The organism is Variovorax sp. S12S4 (genome assembly GCF_023195515.1).
Classification (GTDB): Bacteria; Pseudomonadota; Gammaproteobacteria; order Burkholderiales; family Burkholderiaceae_C; genus Variovorax.
The window spans coordinates 1,610,007-1,636,040 of sequence record NZ_JALPKR020000002.1 but is presented as its reverse complement, the minus strand read 5'-3'; the positions used below and the strand labels follow the sequence as shown (position 1 = coordinate 1,636,040).

Sequence of the window (26,034 nt, the reverse complement as noted above, 5' to 3'; positions counted from 1 at the left end):
ATCTACTTGCCGCCTCGTCCATGTTCATCGTCACTCTCACCTACATCCGTCCGCTTGAAGAGCTCGATGCGCTGATGGATGGGCACATGACATGGCTACGAAAGCACTACGCAAGCGGCCTCTTCGTGGCTTCGGGCCGGCAGGTGCCGCGCAAGGGCGGCGTGATCCTCGCGCGCTCGGGCGACCGGGCCGCGCTCGACGCGGTGCTGGCACGCGACCCGTTCGTGCAGAGCGGCGTGGCAAGCACGCACGTGATCGAGTTCGTGCCCAGCATGACCGCTCCCGCTGTCGAGCTGCTTAAAACTTTCTGATTCGCCGCAGGCTGGCCTGCGTCTTCTTCCTCAAGCCTTCGGCTTCTCTTCGCGCCCACCCGGGTGCCGCGCAAATCGCGCCTCATCGCGGCCATGCACCGGCGCCGGGTCGCTCCACGGCCAGCCGCCAAATTGTGTGCGGCGGTAATCGGCCAGCGTCTGGCTGATCTCCGCCTGCGTGTTCATCACGAAGGGCCCGTACTGCACCACGGGCTCCGCAATCGGGCGGCCTTGCAGCAGCAGGAATTCGCTGGCCTCGTCGTTGCCGTTGATCAACTCCACCGCCGTATCGGCACGCAGCTCGATGGCGGCCGGGCCTTCAATGCGCTGTCCCGCTACGTGCGCTACGGCACCCTTGAAGAAGTACAGCATGCGCCGCGTGCCCTCCCCGGTTGCGGCGGGCAGCGTCCACTGCGAGCCGGGCGTCATCTTCAGCGTCCAGATGGCCACGTCGGCATCGGCCTGCGCAGCCCATGAATCGGGCGGCGGCGCAAGCGGGGCGATCGGCTCCGATGCGTTGCCGTTGCCCGCTGCATCTCCGAAGCGGCCCGCAATCACGGCTACCTCGGTGCGGCCGCCGTTCGCGTCGTCGGACGCAAAGCGCGGAATCGCTTCCGACCAGAACATCGTGAAGTGCGGGTCGGCCATCTTGCTCCTGGCGGGCAGGTTGAGCCAGATCTGGAACAGCTCCAACGGGTTGGGCGCGTTCGCATCGAGCAGCGGAAACATCTCCGAATGCACGATGCCCTTGCCGGCGGTGAGCCACTGCACGTCGCCGCCGCCAAAGCGCGCGGTGGCGCCCAGCGAATCGGAGTGGTCGACCAGCCCCTTGCGCACGATGGTCACGGTTTCGAAGCCGCGATGCGGATGCGATGGAAAGCCCGGCACCGTTTCGCCGTGGTACATGCTCCAGCCGTCCTTGCGGCTGAAGTCCTGGCCGATCTGCCGGCCCGCCAGCGCAGCCTCGGGCCCCATCTGCGCATTGGCCTTGGGATAAGCGTCGTCGTGATAGACGCAGAACAGGAACGGGTCGATCGTCTGCCACGGAAAGCCGAGCGCGCTCACCTGCAGCACGGGGCTGCGGCCTTCTTCATTGCTGTTGTTGCTGGACACCTCGATATTCCTTTCCGTTGATCGCGCCGCGGAACGCGCGGCAGCACTGTTCTTCGGAATATCGGGGCGAACGTGCTTTAAGGAAGGTGCCTTCCGTGCAACAGTGAAGAGCGCATATGGAACGATGGGCATCGTTCTCGTTCTCTTCGGCCGAACCTTACTGCGGGGGCATCTCGGCGTTCGGGTCCATGAAGCTCAGCTCCCACAGGTGGCCGTCGATGTCCTGGAAGCCGTGGCCGTACATGAAGCCGTAGTCCTGCGGCGCGCGCGGCACCGTGCCGCCAGCGGCCACCGCCTTGGCCACCATCTCGTCGACTTCGGCGCGGCTTTCGCAAGACAGGCACAGCAGCACCTCGGTGCTCTTGCTGGTGTCGGTGAGGCTCTTGTCGGTAAAGGTCTTGAAGAAGTCTTCGGCCAGCAGCATGGCGTGGATGCTGCCTTCGTTGATCACCATGCACGCCGCGTTGGCGTCGGTGAATTGCTCGTTGAAGGTGTAGCCCAGCGCGGCAAAGAATGCCTTGGACTTTTCCAGGTTCTTGACGGGGAGGTTCACGAAGATTTGCTTGTTGGCCATGGTTGTCTTCCTGTGTCGATGAAGAGTGGATCGGGTGGTTTGCCGGCGTGTTGTGTACGCCGTCCACAAAAGATATCAAAGAAAATGGACGGCGTCCACATATTTTTTCAAGCCCGGAATCGCGGGGCATCCCTGGCCCGCCCGGAAGTGGCGCCGCGCGGAAAAGAGCGGGCATCATGGCCCTCATGGAAATCGAGTTCAAGTTTCATATTCCCGCCGAGCGCCTGAAGCCGGTCGAGGCGGCCATGCGGCGCGGCACCGTGGTGCGCACCCGGCTGCAGGCGCGCTATTTCGACACCGCCGACCAGGCGCTGGCCGCGCAAGGCATCGTGCTGCGCCTGCGCAAGGAAGGGCGGCGCTGGGTGCAGACCGTCAAGGCCACCGGCGACAACGCCTTGCACCGGCTCGAACACAACGTCGATCTTGGCGCTGCGGCGGGCGGCGCATCGCCCACGATCGACCCGCAACGCCACCAGGGCACGCCGGTCGGCGAGCGGCTCGGCAAGGGGCTGGCCGAGAGCGGCGCGGCCCTGGTCGAGCGCCAATCGACGGACATCGTGCGGCTCACGCGCGACGTGCGCACCACGGGCGCCAATGCCGCCGTGGTGGAGCTGGCACTCGACGTCGGCAAGGTCGTCGCCCACGCAGGCACGCCCGAGCAGCGCGAATCGCCGGTGTGCGAACTGGAGCTCGAACTCAAGCGGGGCGATGTGCCGGGCTTGGTGGCGCTCGCGCGCCGCTGGTCGCAGCAGCATGGCCTGTGGTTCAGCACCGTTTCCAAGGCCGAACGCGGCGCCCGGCTGCTGGCAAAGCTCGAGGTCGTGCCAGCCATCAAGGCCGAGCCGCCCCGCTTCGCCGATGAAAAAGACAACAAGCTCGACGGCCGCACCATCCAGCAAGCCGTGGTCGCGGCTTGCCTCGCCCAGATGCTGCCCAACGCCAGCGAGATTGCGGCCGGCAGCACAGATGAGGAACAGATTCACCAGTTGCGCATCGGCATCCGCCGGCTGCGCACCGCATTGCGCGAACTCGCGGGGCTCGATGCGAGCGCGGGTCTTTTCGACGCGACCGAATGGGAGCCGCCCCTGGTCGAAGCCTTTCGCGCCCTTGGCGCGCTGCGCGATCGCGAGCAGGTCGTGAAGCTGGCGCAGCCTCAACTGCGCAGCGCGGGCGCGCCGGAGTTCGATCCGCTCGCGGAAGACCAGAGCGCGGCGGGCGCGCAGTCAGCCGGCGACATCGTGCGCGCTCCGGCATTCCAGTCGGTGCTGGTTTCGCTCATCGGCTTTACCGCTGCGGTGCACGCGGAAGCGCCGAAAGCCGGAGAAGCTGCGCAGCAGCAGGAGCAACCGGCGCCGCTGGATGCCGGCGATGCCCGCCGCTTCTTGCGCAAGCGCCTGCAGCGTTTGCACAAGCAGATCGTCCGAGACGGCCAGCGCTTCGAGTCCTTGCCCACCGAAGACCAGCATCGCACCCGCAAGCGGCTCAAGCGCCTGCGCTACCTGGCCGAATTCGTGGCGCCGCTCTTCGCCGATGCGGACGACGGAAAAAATTCAGCCGCCGAGCGCTACCTGAAGCGGCTGCGCCCGGCGCAAGACGCGCTGGGCGAGTTCAACGACGAAGCCGTGGCAATGGCGCTCTACCGCGAAGCCGCCGAGCGCGATGCGCGCGCATGGTTCGCAGTCGGCTGGTTCAGCGCGCGCCATGCGGCCGGCGCAAAGGCGTGCCGCAAGGCGCTGGGCAAGATCGAGAAGGCGCGGCGCTTCTGGAAGAAGCGTAGCTAGTCGCCCAGCTCCAAACTCAACTGGGAACCTTGCAGAGATGGGTCAATCCCCCGCTTTGCCAACCTGTGAGCCGCGGATCCGGCTGCCCATGAAAACAGGCCTATCCACGAGAGCCACAGGGCTAGCCCAATCAACATGATCAGAGACCATCGCTGCTCGCTCAACGCCTTCTTCATGAACTCGGCCGTACCCTCGGACTTCAGCACGCCGCAAAGAATGTTGACTTCCTGTTCGCTGAACGACGTGCGCATGGCATTCGCACCTGCAGCTTGCGAGCAGTCGTCCGCTCTCAATGCCTCGACATTGAGAGGCCAAGCCGGCTTCATCTGAGTTGGGCTCGCCCAGAAATACCGCTGCGTACCCTTCAGCACGAGAAGCGACTGAGACGAGAAGAGGCTCATCACACACGCGCAACCGATCGCGACAACGAAAAAAATCGGGCCAGCTTCAACGCTTGCGAAAAGCGCGACGGCAGCTTATGGACGCGAACTTGACGAAGCTCCGGATCAAAGAGTTCTCCACAGATGCTCAACGTGCGCATCTGCACTCCGTTCAGCTTCGTCCATTCAATGAGTTGATGCGCCTCCTTCAGACTGGCAACGGGCACGCCGGCAAACATGCGAAATGAGATAAGGCTCGTTTGCTCATCAACAAATGCGCGAACCTGTGGGTCGGAGATTTCCTGTTTCCCGTGAACCAACTGCCACAAGCGGCTTAAAAGCACGTGGCGCGACTCGGTGCGCCACACAACCCAGAGGAAAGCCGCTCCGATCAGTAGAGGCGCGACGACGCTGAAAACACTGGAGATGTTGGAGGCGTTCGGGAAATCCATGATCCGATCAAGGATCAGTGATGGTGCCCGTGCGCCCCATGCACGTGACGATGCTCGATCTCCACCGGCAGCGCGGCGCGCACGTCCGTCACCTGGAGGCTGAACTTCAACGCCTTGCCCGCCCACGGATGGTTGCCGTCGAGCAGCACCACCGGGCCCTTGATCTTCATTACCGTGAAAACGTGCTCGGTGCCGTCGTCGAGCCGCCCCTGCAGCTGTCCACCCACCTTCACGCCCGGCGGAAACTCGGCCTTGGGAATGCTGCGCACCAGCGATTCGTCGCGCAGGCCGAAGGCGTCTTCAGGCGCAAGGTTGAGCGTGGTCTGGTAGCCCTTTTCCTTGCCATCGAGCGCTTCCTCGATCTTGGGCAGCGTGTTCTCGTACCCGCCATGCAGGTAGGCCATCGGCTCGGGGCTGGCTTCGATGAGCTTGCCCTGGGCGTCGGCGACCTTGTACTTGAGGGTGACGACGGTGTCTTTTTCGATTTTCATGAAGGCATTTTCTGTGCAAATCGATCGGCCGGTGAGGCTAGGTCTTCGCCACCCGCAGCATCTCCGGCAACGTCTCCTCCGCACTCAGCTTCTTCGTCACCATGCCGATGAACGCCGACACCGCCAGCGGCAGGTGCTTGCGGCTCGGATACAGCACGCTCAGCCCCTGCCCCGTGCGCTGGTATTGCGGCAGCACCGGCACGAGCCGGCCGGCCCGAACGTCGATCCGGGCCATCGTGGGCGGCAGCAGCGCGACGCCCAGTCCGGCGATTGCGGCCTTGCGCAGCGCCTGGGCGGTGTTGCCGCTGAAGCGGCCCGCGACCTGCACTTCTTCCTGCACGCCGTCAGGGCCCGCCATGCGCCAGATGGTGCGGCCGCTGGGATGCGGCGAGGTCACGCAGTCGTGGTTCGCCGCCAAGTCTTGCAAGTTGGCGGGTGCACCGCGCGCGGCAAGGTAGGCGGGGCTGGCGACCATGCCGTCGGTCAGGGCGTTCAGGAGCTTGCGGGCGATATAGCCTGAATCGGGCAGTTCGCCGCCGCGGAACGCGATGTCGATCTGTTCGGCGATCAGGTCGGCCTTGGCGTCGCTGAGCACGAAGTCGACGCGCACCAGCGGATGCGCGGCCAGAAAGTCGGCCACCCACTCCATGGGAAAGAAGTCGAAGAAATCGGCCGTTGCCGCCACGCGGATCAGGCCACTCGGCTCGCGGCTGCCGGTCATCAGCTCTTGCCCAGCCTCCACCAGCCCGTCGACCGCGCCCGCGCAGCGCTCGTGAAAAGCCTGGCCCGCGCTGGTGAGGGTGAGCTTGCGGGTGGAGCGCTGCATCAGCCGCGTGCCCAGCTGGGCCTCCAGTTGCTGGATGCGCCGGCTCACCGTGTTGGGCGGTAGGCCCAGCCGGCGCGCCGCCCCGGCAAAGCTGCCGTGGCGCACCACCTGCACGAACATGGCGATGTCGTTGAGGTCGAGCATGGCGGCAATTCCTTCTGCAAATGGACGAGTGAAATCCGATTCTGCCGTCTAGTCGATCAATGGGTGCAACCCTAACCTTGTACCCATGACCTCGCAACAACAACCACCCCGCATCGGAATCATCATCGGCTCGACCCGCGAAGGCCGCTTCGGCGAAAAGCCCGCGCATTGGATTTACGAACTGGCCAGGCAGCGCACCGATCTGTCGTTCGAACTGATCGACCTGCGCGACCATCCGCTGCCCTTCTTCAACGAAGCGGGCGCGCCGGCCTGGGGCCCGGTAAAGAACGAAGCCGCGCAACGGTGGGCCGCCAAGCTGGACACGCTCGACGGGCTGATCGTCGTCACGCCCGAATACAACCACGGCCCGAGCGCGGTGCTGAAGAACGCTATCGACTGGGCCTACAAGGAGTTCATCCGCAAGCCGATCGCCTTTGTGGGCTACGGCGGTGTGGGGGCTGCGCGTGCAGTGGAGCAACTGCGGCTCGTCGCCGTCGAGATGCAGATGGCGCCGGTGCGCAACGCGGTGCACATCGGCATGGTCGAGTTTCTCGGCATCTGGCAGCAGGGCAAGACCTTCGACGACTTTCCGCACCTGGCGCAGGCCGCCAGCGGCATGCTCGACGACCTCGCGTGGTGGACCAAGGCGCTGAAGACCGCCAGGGAGGCCGCATGACCGCCGCAACCGCCATTACCCCTGCCGCCACCGCGGCCCGCGCCATCGTCTACCGCACGTTCGGCTCGCAGCACGGGCCGATCGTCCGGCTCATGAGCCCGGGCGACCTGGGCGAGTTTCTGAAGCCGTTCGTGTTCCTGGACCTCTTCGGTTTCGACACCACGGGCGACCACAAGGGCTTCGGCATGCACCCGCACTCGGGCATTGCAACGCTCACCTGGCTGATCGAAGGCGACACGCTGTACGAAGACACGACCGGCGAGCAGGGCGTGCTGCGGGCCGGTGGGGTCGAGTGGATGCGCGCCGGCAACGGCGTATGGCACGACGGCGCGCCCGCGCCCGGCACCAAGCGCGTGCAAGGCTTCCAGCTCTGGGTGGCCTTGCCGGCTGCGGAAGAAAACGCGCTGGCCCAGAGCATGTATCTGGCGCCCTCGCAGGTGCCGAAGGAAGGCCCGGCGCGCGTGCTGCTCGGCCGCTACGGCGCAGCGCAAAGCCCCATTCCGGCACCGGCGCCGATGAACTACCTGGCCGTTCAGCTGAAGGACGGCGAGCATTGGCGCTACACGCCGCCCGCCGGCCACACCGTAGGCTGGGTGGCGGTGAGCGCGGGCCGCCTCGGCACGGGTACCGGCGGCGAACCCATCGGCACGGGCGAGCTGGCGGTGTTCGAAGAGTCCGGCGCGACCATCGACTTCGTGGCGCGCGGCGACACGTCTTTCGTGTTGGGCTCGGCCGTGAAGCATCCGCATGAACTGGTGATGGGCCACTACTCGGTGCATACGAGCAAGGCCGCACTGGACCAGGGCGAGGCCGAGATCCGCCGCATCGGGGCGCGATTGCGGCAGGAAGGCCGGCTCGCCTGAGCCTGTGTTCGCGCCCGTTGGTTGTGCTTGTGTAGCGCAAACCAGCGTGCGCTCGATGGGCAGCTGCGCCAGAATCGTTCGCTCCGAACGACTCCGCTGCAGCCCCCATCCTCATGAACATCGTCGATTCCTTCGCCGCCAACGTCTCCCGCTTCGTCGACATCCGACGCGACATTCACGCCCACCCTGAACTCGGTTTCGAAGAGCACCGAACCTCCGAAAAGGTCGCGGGCCTGCTCGCCGAGTGGGGCATCGAGGTGCACCGCGGCATTGCCGGCACCGGCCTTGTGGGCGTGCTGCGCAAGGGCACCAGCTCGCGCACCATCGGCCTGCGCGCCGACATGGATGCGCTGCCTCTGAACGAGGCCAACGAGTTCGCCCACAAGTCCACGCATGCCGGCCGCATGCACGCCTGCGGCCATGACGGCCACACCACCATGTTGCTGGCCGCGGCCTGGCACCTGTCGCAGCAGGGGCCAAATGATTTCGATGGCACGGTGCATTTCATCTTCCAGCCGGCCGAGGAGATGGGCAAGGCCGGCGCCAAGAAGATGATCCAGGACGGCCTGTTCGACCGCTTCCCGTGCGACGCGGTCTTTGCGCTGCACAACTTTCCGGTGGGCGACGTGGGCCGCTTCGCGCTCAACGAAGGCGCGCTGATGGCGTCGAGCAATACCTACAAGATCACCGTGCGGGGGCGCGGCACGCACGCCTCGATGCCGCACACCGGCATCGACCCGGTGGCCGCGGTGGTCACGCTGGCGCAGCAGCTGCAGACCATCGTGCCGCGCACCATTCCGAGCACCGAGCGTGCCCTGCTCGCGGTCACGCAGCTGCAGGGTTCCGATGCGTCCAACGTGATTCCCGACGTGGCGACGGTCGGCGGTACCATCCGCACCTTTTCGATCGAAGCCATCGACAAGATCGAGGCGCGCCTGCGTGAAGTGGCCGCCGGCGTGGCCGCGGCGCATGGCTGTACGGCGGAGGTTTTCTTCAACCGCTCTTCGCCGCCGGTGGTCAACCACGCGGCCGAGGCGCGCTTTGCCGCCGGCGTGATGCGCGAGGTGGTGGGCGACGACATGGTGACCGACAACTTTCCTGCCGTGATGGGCGCCGAAGACTTTGCGCACATGCTGCTTGCGCGGCCCGGCTGCTACGCCTTCCTGGGCAATGGCGACGGCGACCATCGGCTCGACGGCCACGGGCCCGGCCCTTGCATCATCCACAACACCTCGTTCGACTTCAACGACGAGATCATTCCGATCGGCGCCAGCTACTTCGTGAAGCTGGTACAGCGCTGGCTGCCGTCGGGCGCCTGATTTTTTACTGCCAACGATGATGAAAGCGGCCACCCTAATGACCCCGACCCTGTTCACCCGACGTTCGCTCGCTGCCCTTGCAGCTGCCATGGCCGTGGGTGCCCTCGCACCCGTTCACGCGCAACAGCGCGTGATCCACATCGTCGTGCCCTTCGGCACCGGTGCGGTGCAAGACACCGTGGCGCGCGCCTTCAATGCCGAGCTTGGCGCGGCGCTCAATGCCAGCGCCGTTGTCGAGAACCGCGCGGGCGCGGGCGGCACCGTGGGCGCGGCGGCCGTGGCCAAGGCGCCGGCGGACGGCAACACGCTGGTGCTCGCCGCCGCGAGCCACAACATCGCCGGCTTTCTGTACAGCAAGCTCTCGTACGACCCGCTGAAGGATTTCGTGGGCGTGGCCAACATCGGCAACGCGGGCTATGTGCTGGCGGTGGCGAGCGGGCTCAACGTGTCGAGCACGGCCGACTTCATCAAGGAGGTGAAGGCCAACCCGGGCAAGTACAACTACGCCTCGGCCGGCAACGGCAGCGCCACGCATCTTGCAATGGCGTCTTTCCTCGCCAAGGCGGGGCTGGAGATGACGCACATCCCGACCAAGTCCACGGGCGAGGCGGTAAACGAAGTGCTCGCGGGGCGCGTGCAGGCGGTCATCTCCTCGAGCATCGGCGTGATGGGTTTCCAGGCGGACCCGCGCATGAAGCTGCTCGCGTCCACCGGCAAGGCGCGCAGCCCGTTCCTGCCCAGCCTGCCGACGGTGGCCGAGAGCGGGCTGCCGGGCTACGCCTTCGATTCATGGATCGGCCTGCTCGCACCTGCCGGCACGCCCAAGGCCGAGGTCGAGCGCCTGAACGCGGCCACCAACAAGGTGCTGGCCGATCCGGTGATCCAGGAGCGCTTCAAGCGCTTGGGCGTGGAGCCCCGCACGCAGAGCGCCGAGGATTTTCAGAAGCTGCTGCGCGCGGACTGGGATGCGATGGGCGCGGTGGTGAAAGCTTCGGGCGCCAAGATCGACTAGGCGGACATTACAAGATTCCCCTTGTTTTTACTTGATACAAGCCTCAGCCTATAACGAGGAAAAATAATTTAAGCCTTGTATATTGACAAAACAAGCCAGGGACGATAACTTGCTTGCAAGATGGACTATCCCCTTCGCTTCGTCGACCAGCTGCGGCCTCACCTGAAGGCGCTACGGAAAAAACGTGGTCTGACACAGGCGCAAGCCGGTGCGCTCGTCGGTGTCAGCCAGGCACGCATCGCAGAAATCGAAGCGAATCCCGGAGCTGTCAGTCTCGAACAGCTGGCAAAGCTTCTGTCGACTTTCGGCGCGACTTTCTTCCTGCGGGAAGACACGCCTTCGGGCGGCGTCCTGTACGCGAGGGAGGAGCCCTCGACAACATATGAGCCGCTCCAGGACGCAGCCGTGAACCTTCCGGCGGGGCCGTGGACGACCAGGCAGATGAGTGATGGCTCCGTGCTGGTCACGCTGTCTCCCGGGGAGACTGGCGCTCCGGCGCCCCAATCGGCTGCACCGGGCACATTGCTACGGCAGCTGCAAGCCCTGAACCCGGACAAGGACGTCAAGCCGACCTCGCGCCGCAGCTTCGTCATCCGGCCAAAGACGGGCTCCTGGTAATGCAGGCGCTGAATGCGTGGATGAACGGTGAACTGGTCGGCACCTGGCTTGTCGATCGTGATTCCCACACTTTCCGGTACCACCCGCGGTGGCTCGAGTCGCCGCGGCAGCGATCGCTGTCGCTGTCGATCCCGATCAACAGCACGCTCGAAGTCCGCGGCGACGTGGTCAGGAACTACTTCGACAACCTGCTGCCGGACAACATCGCGGTCCGGGTGCGCCTGGGCCGTCGCTTCAAGCTCAAGGACATCGGCACCTTCGGCCTGCTCGAAGCCATTGGGCGCGACTGCGTCGGTGCCGTGCAGCTGCTGCCCGAAGGAGCCGCGCCCGAGGGCTGGAGGGCCATGAACTGCGAGCCTCTTGGCGACAACGAGGTCGCCGAGCTGCTGCGCACCGTTCCGTCCGACGCCACGCCCGAAAGCATGCGTGACGAAGATCTGTTTCGCATCTCTCTTGCCGGCGCCCAGGAGAAGACTGCCCTGACCCGCTGGAATGGTGCATGGTGCCGCCCGCACGGCGCCACGCCCACCACGCACATCATCAAGCTGCCGCTTGGGCTCATCGGCGGCTCCCGGCGCGTGGACGCATCCGACTCGGTGCAGAACGAATGGCTGTGCGCGCAGATCGTCGAGGCGCTCGGCCTGCCTGTGGCGCCTACATCCATGGCGACCTTCGAGGGCCAGGCGGTTCTGGTGGTGGAGCGCTTCGATCGCGAGTGGATGGAGGGCGGCACATGGATCGCGCGCCTGCCGCAAGAAGACTTTTGCCAAGCCATGGGGCTGCCGTCGACCAGGAAGTACGAGCAAGACGAAGGCCCCGGCATGCCCAATTGCCTGCAGCTCCTGCAAGGAAGCCGGAGCGCCGACGACCGCACCCGGTTTCTCCTGACCCAGCTGGCCTTCTTTCTTCTGGCCGCGACAGACGGCCACGCCAAGAACTTTTCGGTCCGCCTGTACCAAGGCGACGTCTATGACATGACGCCGCTCTACGACATTATTTCGATGTGGCCTTATTTCGGCAACGGGCCCAACCAGTTTCAGCCGCGCAAGGCGGGCCTGGCGATGGCGGTTCGTTCCAGGAACAAGCACTACGTTTTCCACACCATCCACACGCGTCATTGGCACCAACTGGCAATGAAGAACGGCGGCATCGAGGTGTGGAACGCCATGCTGGACATGGTGGAGTCGCTGGACGAGGCACTGGGCGAGGTGGAGGCCCTGTTGCCAGCCGGCTTCCCCGTACGAACCTGGGAAGCCATTTCGCGGGGCATGCGAAGCGAAGCCGAGCGCTTTCGTTCAGGCCTTGCCGACATTGGCAATGCCGGTTCGCCGCGCGTCGAATAAGACCCCAACCACGCAAGTCTTGGGCGAGCCGGCCTTGTGCCCACCGCCGCAGCAAAGCAGAAATGTCTTGACGATATATTGCTAATATATTTAAAGTGCACCTGATTTCCACCGCACACCTCAGGAGCACCATCCGTGACCAATCCCCGCTGGCAAGGCATCTTTCCCGCCATCACCACCAAGTTCCACGCCGACGAAAGCATCGATGCCGAGGGCACTGCGCGGCACATCGATTTTCAAATCCGCAACGGCATCCACGGCCTGGTCACCTGCGGTTCGCTGGGTGAAGCGAGCACGCTCACGCTGGAAGAAAAGCTGCAGGTAGCCAAGATCGCGCTCGAAGCCGCGGACGGCCGCATTCCGGTGCTGGCGAATGTGTCTGAAACCAGCACGCGCGAAGCGCTGCGCTATGTGGACGGAGCCAACAAGCTGGGCGTGGCGGGCTTCATGGTGATGCCGTCGGTGATTTACGTGGCCGATGCGCGCGAGGCAATGCTCAATGTGCGCACCATCGCCAATGCGGCGCAAAAACCCATCATGGTCTACAACAACCCGGTGGCCTACCGCGTGGACCTGAAGCCAGAGCACATGGTGGAGCTGGCGGACTGCGAATGGATCGCGGCCATCAAGGAGAGCACGGACAACATCCGCCGCATCACGGACCTGCGCAACACGGTGGGCGACCGCTACCAGCTGTTCCTGGGTGTGGACGACCTGGCCTACGAAGGGCTGGCGCTGGGCTGCGACGGCCTGCTGGCCGGCGTTGGTTGCGCATTCCCGCGCGAGACGGTGGCGCTGTACGACCTGATGAAGGCCGGCAAGTTTGCCGAAGCGCTGAAGCTCTACCAGTGGATGACGCCGATGCTGCACTTGGACGTGTCGACCAAGCTGGTGCAGAACCTCAAGCTGATCGATGCACTGGTGGGCGTAGGCAGCGAGCACATGCGCCGCCCGCGGCTGCCGCTCATCGGCGAGGAGCGCGCGGCGGTCGAGGCAATCGTGAAGAAGGCGCTGGCAACGCGGCCTGTGCAGTACCAGTCGGTTATGTAATAACCGGTCTTTTCGTCGTTCCCCAACCTAGGAAGAAGCATGAAGACAAAAGTAGGCATGGTTCCGTTCATCGGCCTCGTGGGCCTGGCCGCCCTCACCCTCGTAGGCCACGCCGGTGCGCAAGAGCAGGTCGTCAAGATCGGCCACAGCGGTCCTCTCTCCGGTCCCAATGCGTTCGCGGGCAAGGACAACGAAAACGGCGTGCGCTTTGCCATCGAAGAACTCAACGCGAAGAAGATCACCGCCGGGGGCAAGACGCTGAAGTTCGAGTTGGTGTCCGAAGACGACCAGTGCGACGCCAAGACCGGCGTGAGCGTTGCGCAGAAGTTCGTGGACGATGGCGTCAAGTACGTCATGGGCCCGTACTGCTCGGGCGTGGCCATTCCGGCTTCGCGCATCTACGCCAGCGGCGGCACCATGGTCTCCACCGTGGGCACCAACCCGAAGGTTACGCAGGGCGGCTACAAGAACCTGTACCGCATCATCGCGAGCGATAACCAGATCGGCTCCAGCATGGCCGTGTACGCGGCCAAGGTGCTCAAGGTCACCAAGGTGGGCGTGATCGACGACCGCACCGCCTTCGGCCAGGGCCTTGCGGAAGAGTTCACCAAGGAGGCGAAGAAGCAGGGCCTCACCATCGTCGGCCAGGAGTTCACCACCGACAAGGCCGTGGATTTCACCGCCATCCTCACCAACATGAAGTCCAAGGCACCCGAAGCCATCTTCTTCGGCGGCTATGCACCGCAGGCCGCACCCATGGCGCGCCAGATGAAGCAGCTTGCCGTGCCCGGCAAGCTGCTTGGCGGCGACACGGTGTGCAGCCCGGCCACCGGCAAGCTGGGCGGTGACGCGGTCAACGACCTGGTGTTCTGCGCACAGGGCGGCTCCATTCTCGAAAAGGCGCAGAGCGGCCCGGCGTTCAAGGCCAAGTTCAAGAAGCGCTTCAACGTCGACGCGGACGCCTATGCGGCCTCGTACTACGACCAGGTGATGTTCATCGGCGAATCGATGCAGAAGGCCAACTCCATCGACCCCGACAAGGTGGGCGCCGAGCTCTACAAGACCACCTACAAGGGCGTGGCCGCAACCTACGCCTACGACGAGCAGGGCAACATGAAGCAGGCGCCGATCACGGTGTACACCTTCAAGAACGCAGCGCCCGTTCCCCTGGCCAGCTACTGAGCCGAAGGAAGACATGCAGCGCATCCAGATCGTCGATTCGCACACGGGCGGCGAGCCCACGCGCCTGGTAACCGGCGGGTTTCCCGACCTGGGTGGCGGCAGCATGGCCGAGCGCCGCGCGCTGCTGGCCGAGCGGCACGACAAGTGGCGCGCCGCCGCGGTGCTCGAGCCGCGCGGCAGCGACGTGGTGGTGGGTGCGCTGCTGTGCGAACCCGTGTCCAGGGATGCAGCGGCCGGCGTGATCTTCTTCAACAACACCGGCTACCTCGGCATGTGCGGCCACGGCACCATCGGCTTGGTGGCCAGCCTCGCGCACATGGGGCGCATCGGCGTGGGCGAGCACCGCATCGAGACGCCCGTGGGCACCGTCACGACCACGCTGCATGCCGATGGTTCGGTGAGTGTGCGCAACGTGCCTGCCTACCGGCATCTTCACCAGGTGGCCGTCGAGCTTCCGGGGCACGGCACTGTGCATGGCGATGTGGCGTGGGGCGGCAACTGGTTCTTCCTGGTGAGCGATCACGGCCAGCGCGTGGCCAGCGACAACCTCGCCGCGCTGACCGGCTACACCGAGTCACTTCGCAAAGCGCTCGCTGCGCAGGGCATCACGGGGGCGGAAGGCGCGGAGATCGACCACATCGAACTCTTTGCCGATGACGATGCAGGCGCGGACAGCCGCAACTTCGTGCTCTGCCCCGGCAACGCCTACGACCGCTCGCCATGCGGCACCGGCACCAGCGCCAAGATCGCCTGCCTCGCGGCCGACGGCAAGCTCGCGCCGGGCGAGCTGTGGACGCAGGCCAGCGTGATCGGCAGCCGCTTCGAAGCCAGCTACACGGTGGAAGACGGCAAGGTCATTCCAACCCTGCGCGGTCGGGCGCACATCAGCGCCGAAGCCACGCTGCTGATCGACGACAACGATCCTTTCGGGTGGGGCATCCGGATATGAAGCTCGCCCCCAGTCTTCGCGCACTTCGTGTCGCTACGCCAACCCCCTACCGGGGGCAACACCAGCGGCCCGGCAAAGCCGGTTCCGCGGTGTTCCGCGAAGTGCAATAGGCCGTGCACGCCGAGGTCATCGTCATAGGTGCCGGCATCGTCGGTGCCGCTTGCGCGCATGCGCTGGCACAAATCGGCCGACGCGTGCTGGTGCTCGACGCGCGAATCGGTGGAGCCACCGGCGCCGGCATGGGGCACCTGGTGGTGATGGACGACAACCCGGCCGAACTCGCGCTGAGCAGCCATTCGACGGCGCAATGGCGCGCACTGGCGCCGCGCATGATCGAAGACTGCGCATACAGCGCCTGCGGCACTCTGTGGATTGCCGCGAACGAAGAAGAAATGGCGGAGGCCGAACGCAAGCAGCAGCGACTGCGGACGCACGGCATCGAAAGCCGCCTGCTCGATGGGGCCGCACTGGCGCGCGCAGAGCCAGCGCTTCGCAAAGGCCTTGCAGGCGCGCTGGAAGTGCCTGGCGACGGCATTCTGTATGCGCCCAATGCGGCGCGCTGGCTGCTCGCGCAGGCCGGAGATTCGGTCCGCGTCGAACATGCGAAGGTCGATGAGATTGAAGGCGACGGCACGCTGCGGCTCGTTGACGGCAGCCGCCGTAACGCGCCGCAGATCGTGCTGGCCAACGGCATCGAGGCCACCACGCTGTGCCCCGAACTGCCGATCCGACCCAAGAAAGGCCACCTGCTGATTACCGACCGCTATCCGGGCACCGTGCATCACCAGCTTGTCGAGCTCGGCTATGTCACCAGCGCGCACCACAGCGACGGAGATTCGGTCGCCTTCAACGTGCAGCCGCGCCCGACGGGGCAACTTCTGATCGGTTCCTCGCGCCAGTTCGACACTACCGACCCGGCCGTCGAGGCGCCGATGCTCGCGCGCATGCTGCAACGAACGCTCGAGTACCTGCCGGGCCTTGCGGACCTCACCGCCGTGCGCTCGTGGACCGGCATGCGCGCTGCCACGCCCGACGGGCTGCCCCTTCTAGGCAAGCATCCGTGGCGCGAGAAGCTCTGGCTCGCGGTCGGCCACGAAGGCCTGGGCGTGACGACCGCGCCGGGCAGCGCACATCTGCTCGCGGCGTTGATGAACGGCGCCAATCCCGAATTCGACGCGGCGCCCTATGCGCCGCGCGGCCTGCTGGAACCAGCATGATCGGCACCACCCAGCTGCATATCGATGGCCGCCTGGTCCGCGTGAAGGCGGGCAGCTCAGTGGCTGCAGCATTGCGCGTCGCCGGCGGCACGGGCACTGCGCGCACCTCCGTTACCGGCCAGCCGCGCGCCCCGTTCTGCGGCATGGGCGTGTGCCAGGAATGCCGCGTGCGGGTCGACGGGCGCCGCATGCTGGCCTGCCAGACGGTCTGCGCCGAAGGCATGCAGGTGGAGACCACGGCATGACCGCCCTGGCGCTGGAGCAGTGCGACCTGTTGATCGTCGGCGCGGGCCCTGCCGGCATGGCCGCGGCGGTGGCGGCGGCGCCCAGCGGCGCATCCATCGTCGTGATCGACGACAACCCCGCGCCCGGCGGCCAGATCTGGCGCGACGGTCCCGGCGCCGCCCTGCCGCCGGCCGCACGCAAGTGGCGCGAGGCGCTCGAGCGCCACGCCAACATCCGCGTGTGCAGCGGCACGCGCGTGATTGCTGCACCCGCGCACGACGAGCTGCTGCTCGAAGACGCCGTGCGCGGCTGGCGCATGCAATGGAAGAAGCTGATTCTCTGCACCGGCGCGCGCGAGTTGCTGCTGCCCTTTCCGGGCTGGACGCTGCCGGGCGTCACGGGCGCGGGCGGCTTGCAGGCGCTCATCAAGGCGGGCTTGCCCGTCGAGGGCGAGCGCATCGTCGTTGCGGGCAGCGGACCTTTGCTGCTCGCAGCCGCAGCCACCGCGCGCGCCGCGGGCGCAAAGGTCGTGCGCATCGCCGAGCAGGCCTCGCTCGCGGCGGTGGCGGGGTTTGCCGTCAACCTTCTGCGCTGGCCGGGCAAGGCTGTTCAAGCCTTGGCGCTGGGCGATGCGCAATACCGCACCTCGTCGCGCATCGTCTCCGTCCAGGGCAATGGCCAGGTCGAATCCGCAAGGCTCCGCCAGGGCAGGCGCGCAGTTCAGATCGAATGCGATCGCGTGGCGTGCGGCTTCGGCCTCACGCCCAACACGCAACTCGGCCAGATGCTCGGCTGTGCTCTCACGCCCGAAGGCGGCGGTGCGCGGGCGCTGGCAATCGATGCCTTGCAGCGCACCAGCCTGCCAGGCGTCTATGCGGCCGGCGAATGCACCGGCTTCGGCGGCAGCGAGCGCGCCCTTGCGCAGGGCAGCATCGCCGGGCTCGCAGCGGTCGGCAACGAACGCGCCGCAGAGCAGCATGAACACGAACGCGCCCGATGGAATGCCTTTGCCTCGCAGCTGAACCGCAGCTTTGCGTTGTCCGCCGAGATCCGCCAGATACCGCAGCCCGACACCCTCGTGTGCCGCTGCGAAGACGTGCCGCTTTCCGCGCTCGCCGGCTGCAACGGCTGGACCGACGCCAAGCTGCATCGCCGCTGCGGCATGGGCGCCTGCCAGGGCCGCGTGTGCGGCGATGCGGCGCAGTTCCTGTTCGGCTGGACGCCGCCCTCGCCACGGCCGCCGCTTTCGCCGGCGCGCATCGCAACTCTTGCAGGCCTTGCGGCCCACGGAAACGATGTGGACCGACAATGAAACCGAAGCAGCTCCAGAAGAAAAAAACCATGGCCCCTCCGAAGACCGTCTCCCGCCTCCAGCCCAAGCGAAGGGCCGCCGACCTCGCCTACGACGCGATCGAGACGCTGCTTTCCACCATGCAGCTGGAGCCCGGCAGCCAGGTGGTCGAAGCCGACTTGGCCGAGCGCACCGGCCTTGGCCGCACGCCCGTGCGAGAGGCGCTGATGCGCATGGTGTCGATCGGCCTCATCGTGCAGCAGCCGCGCCGCGGCTTGCTGGTGTCGACCATCGACCTGGCCGACCACCTCGACGTGATCCAGACCCGACGGGTGCTCGAACTGCTGATTGCGGCGTGTTCGGCGCGCCGCGCCACCGCGTTGCAGCGCAAGGAGATCGTGCGCTGCGCCGAGGTGATGGTCGAGGCGGCCCATCGCGGCGACCTGAACGACTACATGCAGGCCGACCGGGCGCTCGACCTCGTCAATCACCAGGCGAGCCACAACGATTCGGCGGTGAAGGCGGTGATTCCGCTCATCGTGCAGTGCCGGCGCTTCTGGTACGCCTACCAGCATGAAGGCGAGATCGTCGAAGGCGCCAATGCGCACCTCGAACTGGCGCAGGGCATTGCCACCGGCAACGAGGCCGCGGCCGTCGCGGGCGCCAACCGGCTCATGGATTACCTCGAGCTTTTCGCCCGGAAGATCATCGACAAGTAGGCCAAAGGGCCTCGCGCCCGACACCGGGGAACTACGCGTGATCTGCCGAGGCCTCCGGCGCATACTGGCCCGATGGCCGTCGCACCCCGCGCGCAACCCGAAGACTTCTTCACTGCTGAAGAGTGGCAGTCGCTCACCAGCCGTTCCTCATGGAAGGGGCTGTGGCTGGTTGCGCATTGCTGGGGTGTCATCGGCGCCGCGATGCTCGTGGGCATCGCGTGGCCCTGGACTGTGCCGTTCATGGTGCCGATCGTTGGCGCGCGGCAGCTGGGGCTCTTCATCCTCATGCACGACGCCGCGCACGCGGGATTGCACCGCAACCGCAAGGTCAACGACTGGGTGGCCTACTGGCTGTGCTCGTCCACGCTGCGCGACTACCGGCCGTATCACCTGCAGCACCACCGCTTCGTGCAGCAGACCGAAGACCCGGACCTGGTGCTGTCGGCGCCCTTCCCCATCACGCGTGCGTCGATGTGGCGCAAGGTCGTGCGCGACCTGAGCGGCCAGACCTTCTACAAGCAGCGCTTCGGCCATATCGCCGAAGGCATCCGGAATCGCGCGCCGGGTGAATCGGCGCTCACGGTCTTGGCGCGCGAGCTCGCGAAGGACCGACGCTTTCTGCTTGGCAACGGCCTCGGCTTCCTGGCATTTGCACTGGCGGGCTTCTGGTGGGCCTGGCTGCTGATGTGGCTGCTGCCCATGGCCACCTGGCTGCCGCTCGTGAGCCGCGTGCGCAACATCGCCGAGCATGCGCTGGTGGCGCAGAACGAGGCCGATCCGCTGCGCCAGGCGCGCACCACGCATGCCGGCTGGCTCGAGCGCGCGCTGGTCGCGCCCTACTGGGTCAACTACCACTGCGAACACCACATGTTCACGAATCTGCCCTGCTGGAGCCTGCCGAAGGCGCACCGGCTGCTGCAGCGACGCGGCGCAACTGCGCGCATGGAAGTGCAGCCCGGCTACCTGAGCCTGCTGAAGCGCGCAGCCTCGGCCCAGCCGGCCTAGCGCGCTGCGGGCCTTGCCAGTACCTGCGGCGCACCGCGCTGCGCATGCTGGCTGAGCCAGATGCTCGCGATCACGACGACGATGCCCACGACCTGCGGTACAGACAGGCTCTGCCCGAGCAGCGCCCAGCCCAGGATCACGGCGGTGACGGGGCTCAGGAAAGTCAGCGGCGCGACCGCCGACGATTCCAGCCGGGCCACGCCGCGGAACCAGACGATGTAGGTCAGCGCGGCACCCACCAGGCCGAGCCAGGCAAAGCCGATCCAGTTTGCCGCGCTGAGCGCCGGCAGCGGTGGCTCCAGCCACAGCGCCACCGGCAGCAGGAGCAGCCCGCCCGCGGTCAGTTGCCAAGCGGTGAAGGTCAGTGCGGAAACCGGCGGCTGCCAGCGGCGGCTCAGCACCGTGCCGAAGGCCATCGACACCGCGGCGGCAAAGGCCGCGGCAATGCCGAGCGCATCCAGCGCGGCATTGGGCGTGAGCACCAGCAGCGCCACCCCGCCGATGCCGACGACCGCCGCCGCCACCGAAAGTGCGCGCACCGCCGACCCGAGGAAGAAGCTCGCAAGAAACACCACGAAGAGCGGCTGTACCGACGTGATCGTTGCCGCGACCCCACCCGGCAGGCGATACGCCGCGACGAACAGCATCGCCCAGAGGATCGAGAAGTTCAGCGCCCCCAGCACGAAGATGCGGCCCCACCAGGCGCGTTCAGGCAGCCGGCGGACGATCAGTAGCAGCAGCAGCCCCGCCGGCAATGCGCGCAGCAGCGCCACCGTCAGCGGGTAGTTGGCCGGCAGGAGCTCGGTGGTGACGATGTAGGTGCTGCCCCAGATGGCGGGCGCGGCCGCGGTGAGCAGGACGTCGGTGGTTCGGCTCGTCATTCGGTTCGATGCGGCGAGCTAGTTGCCGGCCTGTTCAGGCTCCGGCCCGGGCCAGCCCAGCAGTTCGGCCAGCCGCTGCACGATCCAGCCGGCCTCGGCGGGCGACACGCCGGATTCCGGGGTGGCCAGCCCGGCGTGGATGCGCCGCAGGATCTCGCTTTCGACCGGCACCTCGGTGTGGTGCTGGATCTGCGCGTGGCCCACGAGATGGTTGGCCAGGTCTTCACAGATCTCGTAGCGCTCCCGCACCACACCGATGGGCTCCAGCAGGCGCTGGCGCGCGTCGCTGTACACCGCGAAGAACGAGGGCGGAATGAAGATCTGGTTGTCGTCGGACATCGCGCGTGCATCCTGTGGCTGCCCCAATGACAAAACGCGCCCGGGGGCGCGTTCGTCGTGGCCCTTGCGAGCCGGCGGGGGCTGCTGGATCAGCCGCCCTTCTTGGCGCGCTTGCCGGGGTTCTTCTTGCTGCGCGTGGCGGTGCCGCGTTCCAGGCTGACCTTCTGGCCGCCACCGGACCTGGGCACGGCGTAGCCGGGCAGGGGCGTCGGCTTCGGGGTGGCAACGCGGTCGGCTTCGGTACGAATTTTCTTGGGCATGAAAAGCTCGGGTAAAAAAGTGATGTTCGAGGCTCAATTAGGCCACAGCGGGGATTTTGCCTGCCAGAAGCCGAAGCAACGGGCATGACAGGGTTTCTTTCAGAGTTCCAGCAGGCGCACTTTCACGCTCTTGCCCTTCACGCGGCCGCTCGAGAGCTTGCGCGCCGCTTCGGCGGCAATGCCGCGCTCCACGGCCACGTACGTCGAGAACTCATTGACGTTGATCTTGCCGACCTGCTCCTTGGTGTAGCCGCAGTCGCCGGTGAGCGCGCCCAGCACGTCGCCGGCGCGGATCTTTTCTTTTCGGCCGCCCACGATCTGCAGCGTGGCCATGGGCGGGCGCATCGGCTCGCCATTGCCGGGCGTGAGCTCGGCCAGGTCGTGCCATTCGGATTCGCGGCCCTGCAGCTGCTCGATCTTGCCGACGCTGCCCATCTCGTCCATGCTGGCCAGGTTGAGCGCAAGGCCCTCGGCGCCGCCCTGCTGGCCCACCCGGCCGGTGCGGCCGACGCGGTGGATGTGAATTTCGGAATCGGGCGTCACGTCGACGTTGATCACCGCTTCGAGCTGAGCAATGTCCAGCCCGCGCGCGGCCACGTCGGTGGCCACCAGCACCGAGCAGCTGCGGTTGGCAAACTGCACCAGCACCTGGTCGCGTTCGCGCTGTTCCAGTTCGCCGAACAGCGCCAGCGCGCTGAAGCCCTGGGCCTGCAGCACCTCGACCAGGTCGCGGCACTGCTGCTTGGTGTTGCAGAAGGCGAGCGTGCTCACGGGGCGGAAGTGATCGAGCAGCAGGCTCACGGCGTGCAGCCGTTCGCTTTCCTTCACCTGGTACCAGCGCTGGCGGATCTTGCTGCCTTCATGCTGCGCCTGCACCGTGATCTGCTCGGGGCTCTTCATGAACTGCTGCGCGAGCTTGGCGATGCCTTCGGGATAGGTGGCCGAGAACAGCAGCGTCTGGCGCTCCTTCGGGCACTGGCGCGCCACCTTCACGATGTCCTCGAAGAAGCCCATGTCGAGCATGCGGTCGGCTTCGTCGAGCACCAGGGTGTTGAGCGCCTCGAGGTTCAGGTTCTCGCGCTCCAGGTGGTCCATGATGCGGCCCGGCGTGCCCACCACGATGTGCGCGCCGTGCTCCAGGCTGGCAATTTGCCCGCGCAGCGCAACGCCGCCACAAAGCGTGACCACCTTGATGTTTTCTTCGGCGCGCGCCAGGCGGCGGATTTCGGTCGTGACCTGGTCGGCCAGCTCGCGCGTGGGGCACAGCACCATCGCCTGGATGGCAAAGCGGCGCGGGTTCAGGTTGGAGAGCAGCGCCAGGGCAAAGGCGGCGGTCTTGCCGCTGCCGGTTTTTGCCTGGGCGATCAGGTCCTTGCCGAGCAGTGCCGGCGGCAGCGCGGCGGCCTGGATGGCCGTCATCTGCGTGTAGCCGAGCTGCGTGAGGTTGGCCAGCATCTGGGGCGAGAGCGCCAGCGTGGCAAAGCCGTGGTCGGCCTGGGCCTGGGCTGGGGAGCCGCCGGCTGTGGAATTGGTCGTGGTCATCGTGCGGCAGCCGGACCCGGAAAAACAAAGGCCTTGCCAGCACCCTTCGCGGGGTGCCGCAAGGCCCTTCGTCCGTCGCGGATCAGCGGCGAGGTGCGTTGTTGTTGCCGGAGTTCGTCGGCGGCGGGCCGCGGCGCTCCAGGTGGCGGAAGGTGATACGGCCCTTGGTCAGGTCGTAGGGCGAGAGCTCGAGCGACACCTTGTCACCCGCCAGGATGCGGATGTGGTGCTTGCGCATCTTGCCGCCGCTGTAGGCGATCAGCTGATGGCCGTTGTCGAGCGTTACGCGGTAGCGCGAGTCGGGCAGGACTTCGGTCACTGCGCCGTTCATTTCGATCAGTTCTTCCTTGGGCATGTGTGATTACCTCTGAATTCTCGTTCGATGTGTGTTGGATATGAAGATGGGCGTAATTGTTTCAGCCTGCGCACGAAAGCGCGAGCGGGGCAACGCTGCGGGGGCTGCTGCTTTCGCGCACCCAGCAGAGGCCCTCGTCGACGGCATAGCGCACCGCGGCGGCGTGGCTGGCAAAGCGCGGCGTGAAACGCATCACGCGGTCGTGCATGCCGCTGCCCCGGCCGGAGCGGATCGAGACGGATGCGGCGTACTTGCCGTCGTCCTGGTGGCGAATGAGCGGGGAAACAAGGTACTTGCCCACCGCGATACTGTGTTGAATGATGTCCATGAAGCCTTGGCACGCTGCGCGGAAAGTGCGCGCAAAATGCCGAAAAAATAATTGAAAACGGGCGTGGGCCGGCCAGAACGGCGCGGCGGACGCGCTATTCGCTTCAACAAGAACGAAGGCAGTGGTGGCAATCATGGGCGCCCGGTCTGGCGCTCCAACACACTGTGAAGCCGGCTTGAAAGAAAGAGGCCTGAAAAATCCAAGGGACGGTACAGGTCAGCCGGCGGAGTGACGAAAAGTGCTTCGTCGTGGTATCGAAACGAACCCGACATTATAGCCCGCGGGGCATGACAGTTGCTTGTCTTAAAAACAACGATTGCATGAATTAACTGTCGGTGCCCGCCGCCGGTACGTCTGACGCTATCAAAAATGTAGCTAAAGAGCTTCAGGCGATACCGAGCATCCGCTTGTTTGCGGCCACATCCACGCCGCCGGCCGCAAAGTCGTCGAACGCCCGCTCGGCCACGCGGATGATGTGATCGGCAATGAAGGCAGCGCCCTCGCGTGCGCCGTCTTCGGGATGCTTGATGCAGCACTCCCACTCGAGCACCGCCCAGCCCGGAAAGTCGTACTGCGCCATCTTCGAGAAGATGGCGCCGAAGTCGACCTGCCCGTCGCCCAGCGAACGGAAGCGGCCCGCGCGGTTGATCCAGCTCTGGAAGCCGCCGTACACGCCTTGCTTGCCGGTCGGGTTGAACTCCGCGTCCTTCACGTGAAAGATCTTGATGCGCTCATGGTAGTGGTCGATGTAGGCCAGGTAATCGAGCTGCTGCAGCATGAAATGGCTCGGGTCGTACAGCAGGCAGGCGCGCGGATGGTTCTTCACGCGCTCCAAGAACATCTCGTAGCTCACCCCGTCGTGCAGGTCTTCGCCGGGGTGGATTTCATACCCCACGTCCACGCCCGCCGCATCGAACGCATCGAGGATCGGCCGCCAGCGGCGCGCGAGTTCGTCGAAGGCTTCCTCGATGAGTCCCGGCGGACGCGGCGGCCACGAATAGAGATACGGCCAGGCCAGGGCGCCCGAGAAGGTGGCGTGCGCCGTGAGGCCCAGGTTGGCCGAGGCCTTGGCCGCGAAATGCAGTTGCTCCACGGCCCACTGCTGGCGCCGCACCGGGTTGCCGCGCACCTCGGGCGCCGCAAAGCCGTCGAAGCCCGCGTCGTAGGCCGGATGCACCGCGACCAGCTGGCCTTGCAGGTGGGTCGACAGTTCGGTGATCTCGATGCCGTGCGCGGCAAGCGTGCCCTTGACCTCGTCGCAGTAGGTCTTGCTCTCGGCGGCTTTCTTCAGATCGAACAGGCGCGCATCCCAGCTGGGAATCTGCACGCCCTTGTAGCCCAGGCCGGCGGCCCAGCCGGCAATGGCGTCGAGCGAGTTGAACGGGGCTTCGTCTCCCGCGAACTGGGCCAGAAAAATGGCCGGGCCCTTGATCGTCTTCATGGCTTTGTCTTCCTTCTTGGTCGTGGCAGCGTTGAAAGCATACTTGGCGTGTCGTCCGACCCCGTGCGAGAGGCCAAAGCGCCAAAATGGACTTTCCTTTTCGCACTGCACCCGCTGCCAGCATCGCGATGCCACAACCCGTTTCCGCCCGGCTGAAGATCGGCCTGTCCGCCTGCTTTTCCCACGCGGACCCGGCACGCTCGCTGTTCACCAACAAGACGCTGCAGTACGTAGAGCAGTCGATCGCGCATTGGCTCATGTCGGCCGGCGCCATGGTGGTGATGGTGCCTTGCCCCACGGGCGAAACCGCGCGCGGCGACACCAAGCTCTCACACTACGCCGAATGGCTCGACGGCGTGGTGATGCACGGCGGCGCCGACGTGTGGCCCGGCAGCTACGGCGAGGTGCCACTCAAGGACGCGTGGGTGGGCGACCGCATTCGCGACCTGTACGACCTGGCGCTGGTCGAAGCCTTCGAGCAGGCCGGCAAGCCCATCTTCGGCGTGTGTCGCGGGCTGCAGCTGATCAACGTCGCCTTCGGCGGCACGCTGTACCAGGACATCGAGGCGCAGCACCATCATCCCGAGGCCGTGCGGCACCGCGACCCGGTGACTTACGACCAGAACTTCCACGATATCGAAATCGTGGACGGCACGCGCCTGTCCAAGCTCTACCCCGAGGTGAAGAAGGCGCGGGTCAACAGCATTCACCACCAGGGGGTGAAAGACCTTGCACCGGGTTTCGAGATCGAGGCCTGGAGCCTGCCCGACCGCGTGCCCGAGGCCATCCGGCGCCGGCCCGAGCGCGGCCGCAGCTACATCGCGGCCACGCAGTGGCACCCCGAGTTCCACAAGTACGGCAGCACCGAGACGGTCGACGACACGCCCATCCTGCATGACTTCCTGTGGGCCTGTGCCACAGCAAAGGTGGCGCCTCGCACCACCACGCCGAACGCGGGGCAGGGCCGCATTCGCGACCGTGCGGCACGCGTGCTGCGCCAGGCGCTGCTGAGGCGCTGACCGAACGCCGGCCGAGCGCCGACCGAAAAGGCCGGCTAGCGCCGTTCGGAACGGTTGGTGCTGCCGCTGACGCCGGCGTCGATGGTGCCGAACACCGTGACGCCGCTGCCCGACGACGACGCGGCGCGGTCACTGCTGCCGGCCGACCCTGTGCCGGCGCAGCCCGCTACCAGGACGCCCATCGCAATGGCAAGAACAGCTGCAATGAATGGCTTCACAGAATCTCCAGGAGGTTTGACTTGGCCCACTATAGGCGTGGGGCTCGTCAAGTCGCTGTAACAACACGCACCCCGCATGGGATGCACGCGGGGGCCGCACGCGCAGGGGT

At 66.1% G+C, this 26,034-nt stretch carries 29 protein-coding genes and 1 pseudogene; 17 read left to right on the top strand and 13 right to left on the bottom strand.

What is annotated here, in order from left to right; genetic code table 11:
* The first annotated feature begins 20 nt into the window (after positions 1-20).
* Positions 21-311 (top strand): YciI family protein, encoded by a 291-nt coding sequence (locus tag M0765_RS08335; protein ID WP_157616473.1) that lies wholly within the window; start codon positions 21-23, stop codon positions 309-311.
* A gap of 30 nt (positions 312-341) precedes the next feature.
* On the opposite strand, the gene M0765_RS08330 is transcribed toward M0765_RS08335, so the two are convergent.
* Positions 342-1,556, bottom strand: coding sequence for a pirin family protein (locus M0765_RS08330; protein ID WP_258503062.1), 1,215 nt, complete (start codon positions 1,554-1,556; stop codon positions 342-344).
* A gap of 25 nt (positions 1,557-1,581) precedes the next feature.
* Complete coding sequence (locus tag M0765_RS08325; RefSeq protein ID WP_258503061.1) at positions 1,582-1,998, bottom strand: VOC family protein; 417 nt, start codon at positions 1,996-1,998, stop codon at positions 1,582-1,584.
* Between the two features lie 176 nt (positions 1,999-2,174).
* Between M0765_RS08325 and M0765_RS08320 the strand changes: the two genes are divergently transcribed.
* A complete protein-coding gene (locus tag M0765_RS08320) occupies positions 2,175-3,779 on the top strand; it encodes a CYTH and CHAD domain-containing protein (protein WP_258503060.1) in 1,605 nt (534 codons plus the stop codon).
* Here M0765_RS08320 and M0765_RS29415 read toward each other — a convergent pair.
* The 3 genes and pseudogenes from M0765_RS29415 to M0765_RS08300 form a co-directional block, all read right to left on the bottom strand.
* A pseudogene (locus M0765_RS29415) lies at positions 3,776-4,611 on the bottom strand (DUF6216 family protein). The gene M0765_RS08320 and the pseudogene M0765_RS29415 overlap by 4 nt on opposite strands.
* Positions 4,612-4,625: 14 nt before the next feature.
* The gene (locus M0765_RS08305; RefSeq protein ID WP_258503056.1) at positions 4,626-5,102 is read right to left on the bottom strand and encodes an FKBP-type peptidyl-prolyl cis-trans isomerase; all 477 of its coding nucleotides are present in this window, start codon (positions 5,100-5,102) and stop codon (positions 4,626-4,628) included.
* Between the two features lie 37 nt (positions 5,103-5,139).
* On the bottom strand, positions 5,140-6,072 hold the full coding sequence (locus M0765_RS08300) for a LysR family transcriptional regulator (RefSeq protein WP_258503055.1): 933 nt from the start codon (positions 6,070-6,072) through the stop codon (positions 5,140-5,142).
* Between the two features lie 85 nt (positions 6,073-6,157).
* Between M0765_RS08300 and M0765_RS08295 the strand changes: the two genes are divergently transcribed.
* From M0765_RS08295 to M0765_RS08230, 14 genes are all read left to right on the top strand, one after another.
* On the top strand, positions 6,158-6,748 hold the full coding sequence (locus tag M0765_RS08295; RefSeq protein WP_258503053.1) for an NADPH-dependent FMN reductase: 591 nt from the start codon (positions 6,158-6,160) through the stop codon (positions 6,746-6,748).
* Positions 6,745-7,611 (top strand): pirin family protein, encoded by an 867-nt coding sequence (locus tag M0765_RS08290; protein ID WP_258503052.1) that lies wholly within the window; start codon positions 6,745-6,747, stop codon positions 7,609-7,611. Before M0765_RS08295 ends, M0765_RS08290 begins: the two co-directional genes overlap by 4 nt.
* A gap of 113 nt (positions 7,612-7,724) precedes the next feature.
* On the top strand, positions 7,725-8,930 hold the full coding sequence (locus M0765_RS08285) for a M20 aminoacylase family protein (RefSeq protein WP_258503051.1): 1,206 nt from the start codon (positions 7,725-7,727) through the stop codon (positions 8,928-8,930).
* A gap of 37 nt (positions 8,931-8,967) precedes the next feature.
* The gene (locus tag M0765_RS08280) at positions 8,968-9,942 is read left to right on the top strand and encodes a tripartite tricarboxylate transporter substrate-binding protein (protein WP_446751544.1); all 975 of its coding nucleotides are present in this window, start codon (positions 8,968-8,970) and stop codon (positions 9,940-9,942) included.
* A 120-nt stretch (positions 9,943-10,062) separates the two neighbouring features.
* On the top strand, positions 10,063-10,560 hold the full coding sequence (locus M0765_RS08275; RefSeq protein ID WP_258503050.1) for a helix-turn-helix domain-containing protein: 498 nt from the start codon (positions 10,063-10,065) through the stop codon (positions 10,558-10,560).
* Positions 10,560-11,903, top strand: a complete 1,344-nt coding sequence (locus M0765_RS08270; protein ID WP_446751543.1) for a type II toxin-antitoxin system HipA family toxin — start codon at positions 10,560-10,562, stop codon at positions 11,901-11,903. The genes M0765_RS08275 and M0765_RS08270 overlap by 1 nt, the downstream gene beginning before the upstream one ends.
* Before the next feature lie 135 nt (positions 11,904-12,038).
* Complete coding sequence (locus M0765_RS08265) at positions 12,039-12,953, top strand: dihydrodipicolinate synthase family protein (protein WP_258503048.1); 915 nt, start codon at positions 12,039-12,041, stop codon at positions 12,951-12,953.
* 39 nt (positions 12,954-12,992) lie between these two features.
* Positions 12,993-14,135, top strand: coding sequence for a branched-chain amino acid ABC transporter substrate-binding protein (locus M0765_RS08260; protein ID WP_258503047.1), 1,143 nt, complete (start codon positions 12,993-12,995; stop codon positions 14,133-14,135).
* A 13-nt stretch (positions 14,136-14,148) separates the two neighbouring features.
* Positions 14,149-15,084: a 4-hydroxyproline epimerase gene (locus tag M0765_RS08255; protein WP_258503046.1), complete on the top strand. Its 936-nt coding sequence runs from the start codon at positions 14,149-14,151 to the stop codon at positions 15,082-15,084.
* 113 nt (positions 15,085-15,197) lie between these two features.
* Positions 15,198-16,301, top strand: a complete 1,104-nt coding sequence (locus tag M0765_RS08250; RefSeq protein WP_258503045.1) for an NAD(P)/FAD-dependent oxidoreductase — start codon at positions 15,198-15,200, stop codon at positions 16,299-16,301.
* On the top strand, positions 16,298-16,546 hold the full coding sequence (locus tag M0765_RS08245; RefSeq protein WP_258503044.1) for a (2Fe-2S)-binding protein: 249 nt from the start codon (positions 16,298-16,300) through the stop codon (positions 16,544-16,546). The genes M0765_RS08250 and M0765_RS08245 overlap by 4 nt, the downstream gene beginning before the upstream one ends.
* Positions 16,543-17,838: an NAD(P)/FAD-dependent oxidoreductase gene (locus M0765_RS08240; RefSeq protein WP_258503042.1), complete on the top strand. Its 1,296-nt coding sequence runs from the start codon at positions 16,543-16,545 to the stop codon at positions 17,836-17,838. The genes M0765_RS08245 and M0765_RS08240 overlap by 4 nt, the downstream gene beginning before the upstream one ends.
* Before the next feature lie 29 nt (positions 17,839-17,867).
* On the top strand, positions 17,868-18,536 hold the full coding sequence (locus M0765_RS08235) for a GntR family transcriptional regulator (protein WP_258503040.1): 669 nt from the start codon (positions 17,868-17,870) through the stop codon (positions 18,534-18,536).
* Positions 18,537-18,608: 72 nt separating this feature from the next.
* Entirely contained in the window at positions 18,609-19,541 is a 933-nt protein-coding gene (locus M0765_RS08230; protein WP_258503038.1) for a fatty acid desaturase family protein, read from the top strand.
* Here the strand turns inward: M0765_RS08230 and M0765_RS08225 are convergent.
* From M0765_RS08225 to M0765_RS08195, 7 genes are all read right to left on the bottom strand, one after another.
* Positions 19,538-20,422 carry a DMT family transporter gene (locus M0765_RS08225; RefSeq protein WP_258503037.1) on the bottom strand — a complete coding sequence of 295 codons (885 nt, stop codon included), beginning with the start codon at positions 20,420-20,422 and terminating at the stop codon, positions 19,538-19,540. The two genes, M0765_RS08230 and M0765_RS08225, sit on opposite strands and share 4 nt — an antisense overlap.
* A gap of 18 nt (positions 20,423-20,440) precedes the next feature.
* Complete coding sequence (locus tag M0765_RS08220; RefSeq protein ID WP_258503036.1) at positions 20,441-20,761, bottom strand: hypothetical protein; 321 nt, start codon at positions 20,759-20,761, stop codon at positions 20,441-20,443.
* 89 nt (positions 20,762-20,850) lie between these two features.
* The gene (locus M0765_RS08215) at positions 20,851-21,021 is read right to left on the bottom strand and encodes a hypothetical protein (RefSeq protein ID WP_165442121.1); all 171 of its coding nucleotides are present in this window, start codon (positions 21,019-21,021) and stop codon (positions 20,851-20,853) included.
* Positions 21,022-21,120: 99 nt separating this feature from the next.
* Complete coding sequence (gene dbpA / locus M0765_RS08210) at positions 21,121-22,563, bottom strand: ATP-dependent RNA helicase DbpA (RefSeq protein WP_258503032.1); 1,443 nt, start codon at positions 22,561-22,563, stop codon at positions 21,121-21,123.
* A gap of 82 nt (positions 22,564-22,645) precedes the next feature.
* The gene (gene infA, locus M0765_RS08205) at positions 22,646-22,918 is read right to left on the bottom strand and encodes a translation initiation factor IF-1 (RefSeq protein WP_015867950.1); all 273 of its coding nucleotides are present in this window, start codon (positions 22,916-22,918) and stop codon (positions 22,646-22,648) included.
* A gap of 61 nt (positions 22,919-22,979) precedes the next feature.
* Positions 22,980-23,246 (bottom strand): hypothetical protein, encoded by a 267-nt coding sequence (locus M0765_RS08200; RefSeq protein WP_126749632.1) that lies wholly within the window; start codon positions 23,244-23,246, stop codon positions 22,980-22,982.
* Positions 23,247-23,631: 385 nt separating this feature from the next.
* Positions 23,632-24,687, bottom strand: coding sequence for a sugar phosphate isomerase/epimerase family protein (locus tag M0765_RS08195; protein WP_258503030.1), 1,056 nt, complete (start codon positions 24,685-24,687; stop codon positions 23,632-23,634).
* A gap of 128 nt (positions 24,688-24,815) precedes the next feature.
* Between M0765_RS08195 and M0765_RS08190 the strand changes: the two genes are divergently transcribed.
* Entirely contained in the window at positions 24,816-25,706 is an 891-nt protein-coding gene (locus tag M0765_RS08190) for a gamma-glutamyl-gamma-aminobutyrate hydrolase family protein (protein WP_258503029.1), read from the top strand.
* Between the two features lie 35 nt (positions 25,707-25,741).
* On the opposite strand, the gene M0765_RS08185 is transcribed toward M0765_RS08190, so the two are convergent.
* Entirely contained in the window at positions 25,742-25,924 is a 183-nt protein-coding gene (locus M0765_RS08185) for a hypothetical protein (RefSeq protein ID WP_258503028.1), read from the bottom strand.
* Positions 25,925-26,034: the final 110 nt, after the last annotated feature.